Below are 14,685 nucleotides of genomic sequence, written 5' to 3' on the forward strand. Positions count from 1 at the left end.
AAGTCTCTTCTCGGGTTCCGGATCAGCGGGTAGGGAGGGGCTGCGCGTGCAGCCCCTCCCGTCACACTGTGGTGTTTCCTACGTCATCTGTTGATCGGCTCAGCGGCGGCGCCAGTCGCGGTACTCACCATAGAGCGAGTAGGAGGTGCTGCCGTACCCGTACCAGCGGTCGAGCCGGTTGGCCCGGCGTACTACGCGCCGGTTGTAGCTCCTGTGCCTGGCGGCTGCCCTCTGGCGTGCACGCTTGTGAGCTCGTGCCCGGCCGTTGCTCACGCCCTTGGGGCTGGCCTTCATGTTGCGGTTCCTCCACCGGTTGCCGACCCACTTGGCCCCCCTGGCAGCGCCGTAGGAGAGGCCTCCCGCGAGGTCGATCCACCCGGAGCGGTCCCCGCGGGCGAGCTTGTATCCCCCTCGGCCGATGCTGATGACCGCTGCGCCTGCCGCGCAGGGACCGCAGCCGAACATCGCGGCGACGGACAGGCCCATCCCCACACGGTCGAACATCTTGCCCCAGCCGAATCGGCCGTCGAGGTCGTAGCAGTTGACGGGATCGGCACTGCAGTACTCGTAGGCGTTGGAGTTTCCGCCGTAGACGGGGTCGAGGGAGAGGAAGCGTCCGGTGGCCGGGTTGTAGAGGCGGAAGCCCATGAGGGTGAGGCCGGTGACGGTTTCACTGGAGCGTTGTTTCGCGCCGAGCCAGTTGTAGCGGGTGGCTGCCTGGTCGGGGCGGGGGTTGCCGTACTCGTCGCTGTCCAGGGCGGTGGGTGCCTGGGTGGTGTCGAGGGGGAACTGGAGGGCGATGTCGCCGTGGATGTTGGTGAGCTGGAGGACGGTGTCGCCGGTCTGGCCGGTGGTGGCGGCGAGGTCTCCGCCGGTGCCGTCGACGTTGCGGGTGAGGGCGCCGGTGGTGGTGTTCTCGGTGATCCAGCGGGGGTTGTCGCTGTCGCCGTCGTAGTGGTTGATCTTGGACGCGGTCTGGGTCCAGGTGGTGCCGCTGCCGGTCTCGGTGGTCCAGGAGCGGAAGCGCAGGGCGGCGTCGAGCTGCCAGGTCTGGCGGGTGGTGCCGCTGGTCTGCTGGTGGGCGAGGTCGTTGGTGTAGTAGCTGAGGGTGCTGCCGGGCAGGGCGGTGGTGCGGCCGAACGCGTCGTAGGTGTAACCGGTGTTGGTGAGGCGGTCGGCGCTGTCGTACGTGTTCGTGGTGGTGGTGGCACCGGTGGAAGTGCAGGCGGCCCCGGCGGCTTCGGTGGAGGTCGCCAGCGCGGTGCGGTTGGCCCGCTGGTCGAAGGTGTAGGTGCGGCGGGTGCAGACCTCGCCGACGGTGTCGTCGACACCGGTGAGACGGCCGGCCTTGTCGTAGGTGTACTCCTGGGCGGACCAGCCCTGGTGGCTGGTGGTCTGGCCCTGGACGTTCTCGGTGACGGTGTCGGTGTAGACGGAGGTGCTGTCGCTGTCGCGGGTGTAGGCCCGGGAGGTGACCGCGCCGGCGGGGTCCTCGGTGACGTTCAGGGTGTAGCCGCCGGGGAGTTTCTCGGTGGTGAGGGAGCCGTCGGGGTCGTAGGCGGCGGTGAAGTCACCGGCGACGGAGTCGGTGGTCCTGGTGATCAGTCCGCGGGGTTCGGCCGTGTGGTCGTAGGTGTAGGTGACTGTGGAGGGGACGCTGTCGGTGGTCTTGACGGGCCGGTCGAGACGGTCGTACTCGGTGGTGGTCTGCCCGCCGTCGGCGTCGGTGTAGGAGATGAGACGGCCGAGTGTGTCGTAGGCGCGGGTGATGGTTCCCCCGGCGGTCGAGACGGTTCTGAGGACCTCGCCGGTGGCGGGGTCGTACTCGGTGGTGGACCCGGGCACGGCCTGGCCCAGGGTGCCCGTGATCGTGGTCGTCTCAGGCCGGCCGGCCGCGTCGTAGACGATGGTGGTGGTGCGGGTCTGGCCGTTGGCGGTGTCGGTGACGGTCGCGGGCTGCCCGTAGTAGTCGTACTCGGTGCTGGTGTCGGGCAGGTTGGCCGGGTTGGAGCCGCCGCCGGTGATGGCTCCGGCCGGGCCGGTCCAGCACACCGCGTCGGCCCACTCCGGGCGGCCCTGGCACCAGCCGGTACCGCTGCCGGACCAGTACGTCGTGATCCGGGTCGCGGCGTCACTGCCGGTGGAGCCGGGCAGGGACTGGGAGGTGACGCGGCCCTGGGCGTCATAGCCGTTGGACGTGGTCAGATTGAGCCCGCCGGAGTCCTTGATGACGAGGGTGGGCAGGCCCTTCGCCCAGTCGTACTGGGACTCGGTGACGCGCTGCTCACCCATGACCGAGTAGTAGTCCCGGACGCGTGCGCCGGTGATTTCCAGGGTGACCTGGTCCCTGACGGTGGCGGTGCCGTTGGTGGGCCGCCCCTCGTCGTACTCCCTGACCGTCCAGGCGCGGGCGGGTACGGAGGTGCCGGACTCGACCAGGACGGTGGTGCCGTCCCTGAGGTCCTCGCCGAGGTCGACCCGGCGCAGTGGCCCGAACTCCTCCAGTTCGCGGGTGCCGGTGTCGTTGAACAGGGAGGTCGTCGACAGCAGGTGGGCCCGCTCGGAGGAGGTGCGGGAGACGATCCCGAGGTCGGTGAGGGTGTCCTGCTGGGCCTGTGTGGTGCCGAGGGCGAGGGCCCGGTTGGCGGCGGTCAGTTCACGGACGGTGTTGCCGAAGCGGTCGTACTCGGTGGTGCTGATGTGGCCGCCGGGTTCGGCGGTGTTGACCTGGCGGCCGGAGGCGTTCAGGTAGTGGACGCTCGCCCGGCCGTAGCTCCCGGAGGTGAGGGCGTCACCGTCGTGGGAGGCGGGGATCGAGTCCGGGGGGAAGACGGCGGTGGCGTCGCTGGGGTTGTCGAGCTGGCCCCAGCCGGCCGTGGTGGTGGCGCCCATGGTGTGGGGGGCCTTGGTGCCGGTCAGCGGGACGCCGTAGACGATGCTGGTGACCGCGTCGCCGTCGGTGGTGGTGGCGCTGCCCTGCTGGAGGGCGGGGCGGGAGACGTTCAGGAGCATGCCCGCGCCGGGGGCGGTGCCGGTTCCGGCGTTGCCGTAGGTGAAGGTGTAGGGCTGTTCACCGGCCGGTTCCAGCCAGGTGACGCGGCCTTCGTGGTAGGCGTACTGGGTCTGGGCCTGCTGTCCGATGCGGGGGTCCCAGGTCTGGCGCAGCCGGCCCAGGGAGTCGTAGCGGTAGGTGGCGACGACGGTGGCGGTGGCCGCGGTCGCGCCGGGCTGGGTGGAGTACAGGCGTATCTGGCGGACCTGGCCGGTGTAGTCGCCGAACTGGGCGTTGGTGTCGGTGCCGGTGGCCGTGGTGGCGGTGGCGTAGACGAACTCCAGGACCCGGCAGCCCCTCGTGGTCGGGGTGGCCTCGCAGGTGGCGGCGGTGACGGCCGAGGTCGGGGCGATGATTCGCTTCGGACGGGCGAGTGTCGTGCCGCCCGTGGTGACCGTCTCGGAGATGACGGTGGTGGTGGAGTTCGTCAGGCCGTTCAGCAGGGTGGAGGAGACCTGCCAGGTGCTGCCGCCGGTGGGCTTGGTGAAGGTGGTCACCGTGCCCTCGCTGTCGGTCAGGGTGAACGTCGCCGCGCTCACGCTGCCGGTCAGGGTGAGGTCCTCCGCGCCGGGCTCGGAGATCCAGCCGGTGCGGGCCGCGTTGGCGGTGAAGTGCAGGACATCGCCCTCGGCCATGTCCACCGCCACCGCGGTGTCGGAGATCCTGCGCAGCTGGCTGAAGTCGGAGTCGGTCAGCTCAGCTGTCGTGCCGGCCACCCACTCACTGCCGAAGATCGCCGCCTGGCCCTCCTGCTGGGCGCCCTGCTGCGGGCTGCGGGAGGAGGCGGTGCGGGTCACCGACATGTCGAAGAACGAGGCGTCGGTCTCGGAGAGGGTGTAGTCGCCGGTGAGCAGGTTCAGCGAGCCGGGACCGGTGTCGGTGGTGGCGGCGCCGTCGGCGTTGCGGTCCACGACCACGGTCAGCGGCGCGGTGGAGGAGGCGGCGGAGCCGGGGCCGGTGAAGTCGGCCTTGATCTGGACGGTGCCGTCCGGGTCGACGGTGCTGGTGGCGTTCCACACCAGCGGCGCGTTCTTCCCGCTGACCAGGGGGACGGGCCAGGCGGTGAGGGCGGTGCCGCCGGAGGTGACGTCACCGGCCGGGATCCGCACCCAGGGGTCGGCCTCGGAGCGGCGCCAGGAGAAGGCGACGCTGTCGTAGGTGCTCGCGGCGGCCTCGGCGACCAGCGGGAGGCGGCGTGCGGTGCGTTCGCCCTCGGAGGGCTGGACGAACCCGCCGGGCCCGGCGTGGAAGACGTAGTCGCGGGGCTCGGATCTGTTGTCGGCGCGGTCCACGGAGCGGACCTGGAGGGTGTGGGTGCCGTTCTTCGGCGGGGTGACGCTGATGGTCTTGTCGACCGTGGCGCCGCCGGTGGTGACCTTGGTCCAGGTCACGCCGTCCAGGGACCATTCCAGCCACTGGTGGTCGGCGGCGGGCGGGGTGACGGTGAACGTGCCCGCCTGCCCGGCGCCCTTGACCCACTGCCCGGACGGGTAGTCGGTGGAGGTCACCGCGGGCGGGGCGGAGGGGGCGGCGGTGTCGACGGTGAACGTCTTCCACGCCGACCAGCCGGTGTTGTAGTGGGTGCCGTCGTAGGGGCTGGTGCGGAAGCGGTAGGTGGTGCCGTTGGTGAGGACCCCGGCCGGGACGGTCACCGACGCCGCCGAACCGGACGCCACATAGGGAGACACCATGTTGGTGCCGACCTGGGTGGTGCCGGTCGAGTCGTAGATCTGGAAGGTGCCGTTGACCCTGTCGCCGTCCGCGTCGACGAACGTGTCCCGCAGGACCGGCCGCACGGTGTTCACCGTATAGGCGCCGCTGTAGGAGAAGAACGGCGGCCCGGCCTCCTGCTTCGTGCCCGTCTTCGGCCGGAAGTTGTACGTCACCGACAGCTTCGGCGGATTCGACGCCGCGTTCGCGGAATTGACCCGCTTCCACTGCGCGACGACCGTCTCACTCGCCGCCCGCAGCCCCATGTGCCCCCGGGTCGCGGCGGCCGACGCCCACTCCTGGGCGAGGGTGGTCACATCCGCGGTGATCCAGCCGTCCGGCGCCGCCGTGCACGCCGGGTTACCGCGGGTCTGCGTCGACGTGGCCCGCTGCGCGGTCCACGCGGGCTGCGCGGTCCACCGCGACGACGTGGACGCGGCTCCCGCCGACCACACCTGCCACGACTGGGCCGTGCAATCGGTGTTGCCCGAATGGAAGTTGAACAGACTCAGCGTCGCACCGGTCACCAGCGCGTCCCGGATGGGCGAGGTGTTCCAGGAGATGAACGACCGTGCCGTACGCGGCGTGCCGTTCGCGTTGGTCGTGCCCGGGTTCCCGAGGTCCAGCTCCGTGTCCGTGGACCAGTCGACCGTCTCGCCCTGCTGCACATAGGTGTCGAAGACATTGCCCAGCGCCGACGTCGACGGGTCGACCGTCACCGGGAACTTCGTCTCCGGGTCCTTGAGGAAGGCGGCGTCCGGGGTCATCACCAGATCGACGCCGGAACCTTTCTGCACCACCTTCATCGCCACCGGCACCCTGCGGGTGTGCTCACCGGAACGCTTGTCGACCGTCGCGTCCCACATCACCGGCGCGGGCATGACGGCCCGCCGCTTGTTCTTCTTGTCGGTGAACTGGACACTGCCGTCGGCGAGCTGCTTCACCTTCAGGCCCTTGGCCTTCAGCGGCAGCGTGTAGGAGTAGGCGTCCGTGGTGGGACGCTCGTTGATCTCGACGAACTGCTCGAACCCGGTCCGGGTCGCCTCCACCACGACATCCGCGCCCGGTACCGCCTCCGGATACGTGGCGCGTGTGCCGTCCAGCACCGGCTCGGGCAGACCGCCCTTCCACTGGAGGGTGATCTGCTGGTCGCCCTCTCCGAGTGTGACCAGGTCCACCGGCTTCGCCCGCCCGGCCGCCGCCAGCGACGCCGCCGGCGTCCCCGTACGGCCCGCCAGCCTCAGCGAACCCGGATGCGCGACCGGCTCCACGCTCCCGTCCGATGTCTCCCGCAGGCCGACATCGACGTTCACCCACTTCCCGTCCCGCTCGAAACGCACCGGCCCCGCCGACAGCTCCGTCGTCAGCGAGCCGTCCTTGTTCACCCACGTCGTCGACGTCTCCGTACGCTCACTGAGCGCCTCCACCCGCTGCCCGGACAACCGGGCCGCGACCTTCGCCGACGGAATGTCCGCCGCGGACGTGACAGCTTTCTTCTTCTCCTCACCCGCCGCCGTACCGGCCTGTTCCGGCGCTGCGGCCACCGCCGCGCTTTCCATCAGGGAAACCGACAGCAGAACAGCGAGCCCGCCCGCTATCCAGCGGATGCTTCTGCTTTTCTCATGCCACATCCGCCCTCTCTCCTCGGGAGAGGGAAACTCTTCGGGTCTCACAAGCCACTCCTTTTCTTCCACGCATGCAGGAGCTGTAAACGAATCGAAAAGTAACCACGGAACACAAGATCGCAAAGATCATCAAAGAATCCAATTCGGACAGCGATGGCAGCCCAGACTCCTGGTGATGTCCATCACAGCTCGTAACGTATACAAAACCCGGTGTATGCAGCCGGTGAAGCTAATGAGCCAAACCGAAAAGAATCAGCCAGTACGCGCGGCACGGAAACATCCGCGTTTACCCTGCTCGGCGGCAATCAACCTCAGATTCGCAATGTCTCCGCAAAGGGGCATACGGGGTCACCGGTTCAGGCCCTGCAACAACCTGTTGTTGCGCACACAACCACCACGCGGCATGCTGACCCTCCCGGTAAATACCAAGCAAAGCCAGCCCCACCCAGAAAAGACGCATAATGCTCGCCAGAGGCCCCTTACTCCTCGTCTCGACAATCGCGGTGCTCATCCACCTCGCCGCACTCTTCACCGCCGCACAATGGGGCCTCAGAGCATCACTCAACTTCATCCCACCGGCAGCCGGATCACTCCTCGCCGTCTGGCTCGTCCACAAACACCAAAAAGACTGAACGGCGGCAATGGGCGGAGCTGTGCCGCCTGAATTTGAAATTCAGAGAGCCGCATCCACTCTGCCCGTATTGAAACCGCCGATCCGGCAACGGCGGTCCCGACGGCTGTCCGCAGGGGGCCGGGCGGGCCGCGCGGCAAGGCGGGCGTCTCCCGCAGTCGCGGGACGGCCTTGCCGGGCTCGGGGCACCAGGCGCCTGCGGATGTCAGCCGGACCGTTCTCTCCGCCCACCGTTTGGTAACGGCTGTTGCCATGGGTGGTATGGCGAGGGTGGTATGGCGAAGACGCAAATGGGCGTGCGCGGGGACGAGGAAGTCGCGGAGCTCGCGCGGAAGCGTGCCGCCGAGCTCGGGCTGAGCATCGGGGACTACCTTGCCCGGCTCGTGCGGGAGGACACCAGCGGGTTGCGTGCCCTGGGTGTGGACGCGGCCTCACGTTTCCTCGCCGAGCACCAGGCCGTCTTCTACGACGCCGAACAGGAACAGCAGCAGCCCTGCGGAACACACGCCGCCTGATGGGCCTGCACATGCTCCAACCTCGCCATGGCCGCCGCCACCGGCCGAGCCGGACTCGGGCGGGAAGGGGCACCACCGACCCAGCCGCCGCACGGGTCCACACCCTGGGCCGGTGCCGCTGGCTGGACCCGCAGCGCTCGCCCCGGCCCAGGTCAATCAGCGTCGGTCGCTCGGCTTCGTCTCAGCCAGCCATCGTTGTGCGCAACCACGCAGGCCATCCGAGCCAGCCGTTCCTGGACGGATCGCCGAGTTCGCGGTAGATCGCGGCGGCCTGAGTGTGGGCGTCGACGGCCTCCCCGAACCGCCGTATCTCGTGGAGGGCGTTGCCGAGGTTGGTCAGTGCTGCGCCTTCGCCCCGGTGGTCGCCGAGTTCGCGGCAGATGGCCAGATCCTGGCTGTGGGCGTCGGCGGCCTCTTGGAACCGCCGTACCTGTCGCAGGGCGATGCCGAGGTTGTTCGGTGCCAGGGCTTCGCCGCGCTGGTTGCCGAGTTCCCGGTAGGCGGCCAGGGCGGTGGTGATGAGGGTGATCCAGTCGTCGAAGTAGCGGCGAGCGTCAAGGTACTGGGCGAGGGAGGTGCTGGTGGCGGGATGGCCGAGGGCTGGTGCGGCGGTGGCGGTGCAGGGTCCCGGGGACAGCGGAGTCGGGGGCGGCGTGGCGAAGGCCAGGCTGGCGAAGGCCTTGACCCGGAAGACCGGTCCGTTCCGGGTGTCGCCGAGTACGGCGCGGGAACGGGTCGGGTCGGGTCGGGGAGCCCGGTCACGGCTGCCGCCCGGGTCTGTGCGCGAGCCGGTCGGTCTCGCGGATCGGGGTGGGCAGGTTCTCCCGGACGCCGTGGGCACCGACGGTGACGTTGCGCCCCCGGGGCCTTCGCACGGTGATCCCGGCTCCTCCCGAGCGCGAGCACGTCGAGCGGGCCCCCGCCCATCTCCCCTCCCCGCCGACCGCCCTCCGGGACGACTGCGGCGATAGTCGGCCGCACAGTGCGTCCTCCGGCCCCAGCCACTCGTGCAGGGCGAGAAGAACAGCAGGGTCACCGTCCGTGGTGCTCTGCACGGGGATACCGGTGTCCGGCGAGCCGCTCATCGGGACATGGTGACAACGGCGCGGCGCACGACATAAGCCACTCTTACGCCGATTTCCGCCGCGATCCAGCCGCAGACCCCGGCCGCGCAACTGCCCGGCCGCGACGCCGGGCCAGGGGTGATCCTGAGCGGCGGCGCACACCCGCCCGGCCGCACCGCACCGCACCGCACCGCACCGCACCGCACCGCACCGGGGATGATCCTGTGCGACCGCCAGCTCGGGAATCCGGGCCACGGACGTCACAGTGGCAGCGGAAGTGCGGCAGGGTGGGTGCGGAGCCCTTCGCTCGCCCTCGTAGCGGCGGCCAGGCACCGGCTCCTGGACACCCCGGTGTACCGGCCGGTGACAACCACCATGCCTTCCTCTCCCCGGAGACGGCTGAGCCGCACGGTCGAGCGATGGTTACCGAAGAAGCCGCAGCACCACCACACCGAGAAGCCCACCGACAGGCGCAGGCGCGGTCCGGGCCGGCCCGGACCGGGCAACAGCACCTGGCTAGACCTAGATTGGGTACTGTCCGGCCGATCAGGAGGGTTCGCCCGCCGGACGGCCTGACGGGCTGCGGGGGGGGATGGTCGTGGACCAGCCGCCGAAGACACAGGGGCAGGGAAATCAGGGGAATCATGGTCGCGTTCCATACGTCCGCGCTGGACGGAGTCGCCCGCAACCCGGCGCTGCCGACACCGCTGCTGCTGCGCCTGCTCGCCTTCGACGGCGGCGGTGACGGTGACGGCGGCGGTGACGGCCCGCCCCGTCACGCCCTCCAGCGGGCCGGACTCCCCGAGCCGGCCGTCGCGGTGATCCTGGCTCACCCGAACCCGCGCGCCCGGACCGGGTTCGCGATGAGCGCCAGGGCCGAGCCCGCGCAGCGGGCCCGGCTCGTGGACGACCCTTCCCCCAGGGTGCGGGCCGCTCTCGCGTACGGACCCGAGTCGCGTGACCCGCGTACGACGGTCGCACCGCTGCCGGACGACGTGTGCGCCCGCCTGCTCGACGACCCCGACCCCTCCGTACGGACGGCCCTGCTGGACTCACCCCACATCGCGCCGTCGTTCGTGGCCTCCCTCGCCGCGCACCCCGATCCGGCAGCGCGCCGAAGCGCGGCACGCGTATGGGAGATCCTGGCGCCGGGCGAGCGGTCGGCGCTGCTGGCCGACCCCGACCCGGAGGTGCGGCGGGCCGCCGCGCTGCGGGCGTGCCGGCGGGACGCGCACCTCACCGCCGGACTCCTGCGCGATCCGCAGTCCGCGGCCGGGGCACTGCGCCACGGACTCCTCGTCCGCGCCGACGCCGAACGGTGCCTCGCCGAACGGACGCACCTGACGGCCCTCGCCGAGAACCCTTCGCTGCCCCCCGACCTCGTCGAGCGGCTCGCCACCGACCCCGACGGGGCCGTACGGCTCGCCGTCTCCCTCAGGCCCGAACTGGACGAGACACGCCGCATGTCGATCGACTTCACCGTCGACGCCTTCGCCAAGGGTGACGTGGAGTGGGTACGGGACGGGCTCGCCGACCCCGGGGTGCTGCGACGGGCCGCGGCCTCCGCCCACCCACTGCTCCGCCGCGCCGCCGCCCACAGCCCCCATCTGCCGCCCGACCTCGTCAGCCTGCTCGCGCGCACCCGGGACCCCCTGGTGGAGAACCTCCTGGGCGTGCACCACCCCGACACCCCTCAGGAGGTCCTGATGCGTGTGTTCGCCCGGCTCGGCGGGACGTTCTCCGCTTGGATGGCGGAGACCCACCCCCGCTTTCCCCGCGAGGGCCTCGCCGCGCGCTGTGCGGACCACCCGGACGGCAACCACCGCCGACTGGCCGTCCGGGACCCGGCCGCCTCACCCGCGCTGATCGAACGGCTCAGCCATGACCCCACGGTCTGGACGCGCCAGGCCGCGGCCAACGACCCACGCCTGCCGCTCCACCGGCTCCGCGAGGCCCTCCGCATCCCCGAACTGGCCTCCAGCGCGGGCGCCAACCCCGCCCTCCCCGAGGACGAGATGGCCACCGTCCTGAACCAGGCAGGCGTCCCCGCCTGACCTCCGAACAGGTCCGCCCCACGCAGCGGGATGTTCCGTACCGGTGAACCTGAACACAGCCGTTGTGGTATCCGGCCAGGCGCGACAGGTTTGTGCCATTGCCGGTGGCTGGCCTCCGGCTTCGCTGACGCCCAGCTGCACGGGAAGGCGGGGAAGGCGGGGGGGCGGGCACCGCCGTCCCCGCCTGGTGGTGCCGTGGTAGGTGGGGGAGGTCCGGAGGGTTTTCGACGACCTCCACGCCAACGAGAAGGCGCCGGTGATCCTCGGCCGTCAGGCGAACGAGAGCGACGGTGGCCCCGTCCGGCTGACCGCCGCCGAGGCGTACGAGGCCCTCTACGGGCCGAACCGGGACCCGCGCCTGTCCGCCACGGTCTGGGACGCCGTACTCAGTGCGGCCCGGACCGACCGCTCCCCCGACGGAACCGGGAAGCTCCTGCTCATCTGGCTGGCCGCGCCCAAGCTGAGCGGGACGGTCCGGCGGATCTGCGGGCGGCTGCGCGTCAACCGCTCGGACGTGGAGTCCGAGATGGTCCTGGCCCTGCTCGAAGCACTCGAAGAGCAGGCAGGGCAGGAAGAGCCCGCGCAGTCGGCCCACTGGGGCGCCATGACCGGCCTTCACATCGGACCGCTGCTCAGGGCGGCCCGTACCAGGGCGTGGCGATTCGCCCGTGCCGGTCTGCGGGAGACCCCTTCCACTCAGGTGGAGCGTCTCCCTCAGGACCGTGCCCTGACTCCCGTGGCGGCCGACCCGTCGGAGATCGACACGGCACGGGACGGGCTCGACGTACGGGTCGACCGTCCGGACGGGCCGGACGGACTGCGCGCCTCCTTGAGGTTCCGGGTACGTCCGGAGCAGTTGCGGGCGGAGGCACTCGCCCGTACCGAAGAGGAATCCGGGGTCCGGCCGCCCCGGGGCCACGTTCCCCGGAAGCGCGTGCCCCGGCGTCGGGTGCGCGCCCTCACGTCCCGCCCCGCCACGAGGAGGCCGTGATGACCTCGTCCCATGGTCGGCTCAGTTTCACCGAGCTGTTCGAACTGCCCGTCGTCATCGACCTGCGGACCGCGGCCCGCGCGCTGGGTGTCTGCAACGCGACGGCCTATCGGCTGGTCCACCGGGGCGAGTTTCCTTGCATGGTGCTCCGGGTGGGGCGCCAGTTCAGGGTTCCCACCAGCCAGTTGATGCGCGCCCTGGGGATCGAGGAGCGGCCCCTGTACGACCTGGACCCGGACCCGGACGTGGACCAGGACCCCGATGCGGAGCCGGACTCGGACGGCGACAGGTGGCGGACGGGCTCGTAGCCCTCCCCCGGCGTCAAGGACGCCATCGCTGAGTTCCACCAGGAAAGCCGACCGGGCGGTGCCCGCGCGAGACAGCGCGGGCACCGCCCGGAAGGAAAGCGAACGGCGAGGAAAGCGAAAGAACTCGTGCAGTAAGGAGTCTGAGAAGGAAGCCCTTTCATGGCCTCGCCGTACGGCCACGCTAACACTCACGCCGGGATCATGTCGCGCAAGTTTTCGGGGGTGATGATCCGGGAGTCCGGGTGGAGGCCCTCGGGGCGTTCCAGGCCGAGGTAGAGGACGGGCTCGGACGGGAGCGGGTCGCCGGCGCGCCACGGGGTGACCGGCGGGGTGCCGCCGGACGTCGGGTCCGTGTGGCCGTCGCCGGACAGAGGGCCCCTGTCCGTGTCACCATCGCCGGACACCGGGCCCGTCCCGCCCTCGCGATACATCAGGTCCCTGGCACCCACGCCGGATATCAGGCCCGTGCCGCCCTCACCCGACATCAGATCGGCCAGGTATCGGACCGTCAGATAGTCGCGAGCCACCACCGCCCGCACCACCTTCGCCACCGACACCTGGTTCTCCTCGACCCGGTTGGCCGCCGAGATGCCCCGCAGATACAGGTGCAGCCACTTCGCGCCCCAGCGGCCGTCCTTCGTTCGGCGGAAGACCAGCGGGAGCGCCACCCGGCCCGTGCCCCGCAGGTCCGACTTCATGCGTACCGTGCGCGGCTCGAACGGGCGGCCCCGCTGCTCGGCGTCGCGCAGCATGTAGCCGAAGAAGGACTCCTCGACCTCGTCGAAGCCCTCGCCCGCGTAGATGTTGACCTGCGGCACGATGAAGGGCGGGCCGACCCGGTCCAGGGTCAGGCTGATGAACTCCGAGGCTCCGTCGGGTGCCTCGGTGATGTCACCGGAGTGCCAGCCCCCCACCGCCTTGAGGGAGGTGTAGGAGAGCCAGGCGTCGGTGCTGTAGTCCGCGTTGAGGAGCAGCGCGGACAGGTCGTAGTCGGTGCGGTGCTTGCTCTGCTTCCAGTGGACGAAGAAGCGCAGCTCACCGCCGTCGACCGGCGAGAGCGAACCCCTCGGGAGCACGCCGAGCCCGGCCGGGGCCGCCCGGCCGCTGAGCGGCAGCGCCACATCGAGGATGTCCGGGTCGATCAGGATCCGGCCCGGCGGCACCGGGAGCCGACCGCGGATCTCGGCGTCGAGGGCGGCGATCAGCAGATCGCGGTCGGCGGCGGGGACGGGCGGCCGGGCATCGTCGGTCACCCAGCCGCGGCCCCGGCGATTGACGAAGACCCGGGGCGCGCCGGTCTCCCGCTCCCGGTTGTGGAAGTGCTCGCGGACCGACAGCAGCACCCGCCCGGACACCTGCGGCGCGACCCGCTCCGCCGCCTCCAGGACCAGGTCCCGCTCCTCCTGGCCGACGGCCATCCGCAGCAGCAGGTCCAGGGACCGGAACAGCTTCCCCGGCGCCGACGACAGCAGCCGTACCGCGCCCGGGACGTCGTGGTCGTGCAGGCGTTCCTCGATCCGGCTGTCGAGGGAGCGGCGGGGCCGCCGGTCGCCCCGGGCCACGGCGAACACCGCGGCGGCGTGCCGCCACTGCGGGTACTCGTGCGGGTGCAGCCGCTCACCGAGCCGCTTGAACGGCTCGCGGTGCGCGAGGACGTCGGCCAGCTTCGCGGGGTTCGCGGCGACGAGGGTGTCCAGGCCCGCGAGCAGCGCCCGGCGCACCGGCCTCGGCAGCGTCCGGAACCGGGTCGGTTCCGTCAGGGTGACATCGCCGCCGGACAGCGCGCAGGCCAGCCGCAGCACATCGGTCACCGTGTCCAGCAGCGGATCCGCGCCGGCGGAGAGCCGCGCCGCGTTGACGACGGCCCGGTTCTCCCGCACCGGGATCGACTCCGGCTGGGGCCCGAGCACACACCACCCGGCGAGGAAGGTGAGGTCGAGGAGGTCGTCCTCGCCCAGCGGTGTCGTACCGCCCGCCAGGGCCAGGTACAGCTCCGTCAGCTCGTCGTCCAGGTCCCGCCCGAGGTGCAGCACCGTCACCCGGTCGCCCGCGGCGGCGATCAGCTCGTCCTGCGCCGCGAGCATGTCCTCGTAGGTGTGCTGGTAGCGGCCGTAGGTGGGGAGGCTGAGCAGGTTCAGGACGCCCTGGGCCAGCTGCGACAGCACGTGCGGGCGGGACGCGGGGTCGGCGAGCGCCTCCGCCACGCACCGCATCCAGAACTCCTCGGTGTCCGGGACGTTCGCCGGGAAGTCGATGAAGTAGCTGTTGTGGCGGACGTGGTCGCCCACCATCTCGCGGACCGTGCGCAGCGTCCGCCGCGCGGTGCGCGTGACCGCCGTCCTGGACAGCCCGGACAGCCGCTCCAGCAACTCCGACGACAGTTTGAACCCCACCGAGGCCAGCACCGCGTCGAACTGCCGCGCGACGACGGCGCCTTCACCGGGGGACCCGGGAGGGGACGGGAGACGGTGGGCGTGCCGGATGACCAGCGCTTCAGGACTCTGCTCCATCCGGGCATGGTCGCAGAGGCGTACGAATCCGCGCATCGCACTTTTGACTCCGCCGACACCTGATGCCCTCAAGGCCCAGAGAGCCCAGAGGGCCCAGAGAGCTCTGAGGGCCCCTTGCGGTTCCGGCCGCGCCCCGCCCCGACCACCCCTCACCACCCACGCCCTCCACCATCACCGCACCCCGGTGGAGAAGCGCCCACCCCTCAAGAGCACCCCCTCCCACCC

Annotated in this window: 7 protein-coding genes; 4 read left to right on the forward strand and 3 right to left on the reverse strand. The window is 71.0% G+C overall.

Annotated features, from left to right (window positions below; translation table 11 throughout):
• Positions 1–99: 99 nt before the first annotated feature.
• Entirely contained in the window at positions 100–6,393 is a 6,294-nt protein-coding gene (locus ABZX40_RS22445) for a DNRLRE domain-containing protein (RefSeq protein WP_355741119.1), read from the reverse strand.
• A gap of 900 nt (positions 6,394–7,293) precedes the next feature.
• Here ABZX40_RS22445 and ABZX40_RS22450 point away from each other — a divergent pair.
• Positions 7,294–7,533 (forward strand): hypothetical protein, encoded by a 240-nt coding sequence (locus tag ABZX40_RS22450; RefSeq protein WP_355741117.1) that lies wholly within the window; start codon positions 7,294–7,296, stop codon positions 7,531–7,533.
• Between the two features lie 181 nt (positions 7,534–7,714).
• Here ABZX40_RS22450 and ABZX40_RS22455 read toward each other — a convergent pair whose 3' ends face one another.
• Positions 7,715–8,374, reverse strand: coding sequence for a tetratricopeptide repeat protein (locus tag ABZX40_RS22455; protein WP_355741115.1), 660 nt, complete (start codon positions 8,372–8,374; stop codon positions 7,715–7,717).
• Positions 8,375–9,241: 867 nt separating this feature from the next.
• Between ABZX40_RS22455 and ABZX40_RS22460 the strand changes: the two genes are divergently transcribed.
• The 3 genes from ABZX40_RS22460 to ABZX40_RS22470 all read left to right on the forward strand — a co-directional run bounded on the left by ABZX40_RS22460 (position 9,242) and on the right by ABZX40_RS22470 (position 11,950).
• On the forward strand, positions 9,242–10,651 hold the full coding sequence (locus ABZX40_RS22460; protein ID WP_355741113.1) for a Mucin-2: 1,410 nt from the start codon (positions 9,242–9,244) through the stop codon (positions 10,649–10,651).
• Between the two features lie 202 nt (positions 10,652–10,853).
• Complete coding sequence (locus tag ABZX40_RS22465) at positions 10,854–11,642, forward strand: hypothetical protein (protein ID WP_355741111.1); 789 nt, start codon at positions 10,854–10,856, stop codon at positions 11,640–11,642.
• A complete protein-coding gene (locus ABZX40_RS22470) occupies positions 11,642–11,950 on the forward strand; it encodes a helix-turn-helix domain-containing protein (protein WP_355741109.1) in 309 nt (102 codons plus the stop codon). Before ABZX40_RS22465 ends, ABZX40_RS22470 begins: the two co-directional genes overlap by 1 nt.
• A gap of 188 nt (positions 11,951–12,138) precedes the next feature.
• On the opposite strand, the gene ABZX40_RS22475 is transcribed toward ABZX40_RS22470, so the two are convergent.
• Entirely contained in the window at positions 12,139–14,460 is a 2,322-nt protein-coding gene (locus tag ABZX40_RS22475; RefSeq protein ID WP_355741107.1) for a TerD family protein, read from the reverse strand.
• Between the last annotated feature and the right edge of the window lie 225 nt (positions 14,461–14,685).

The organism is Streptomyces sp. NPDC004610, assembly GCF_040609715.1.
GTDB lineage: Bacteria > Actinomycetota > Actinomycetes > Streptomycetales > Streptomycetaceae > Streptomyces.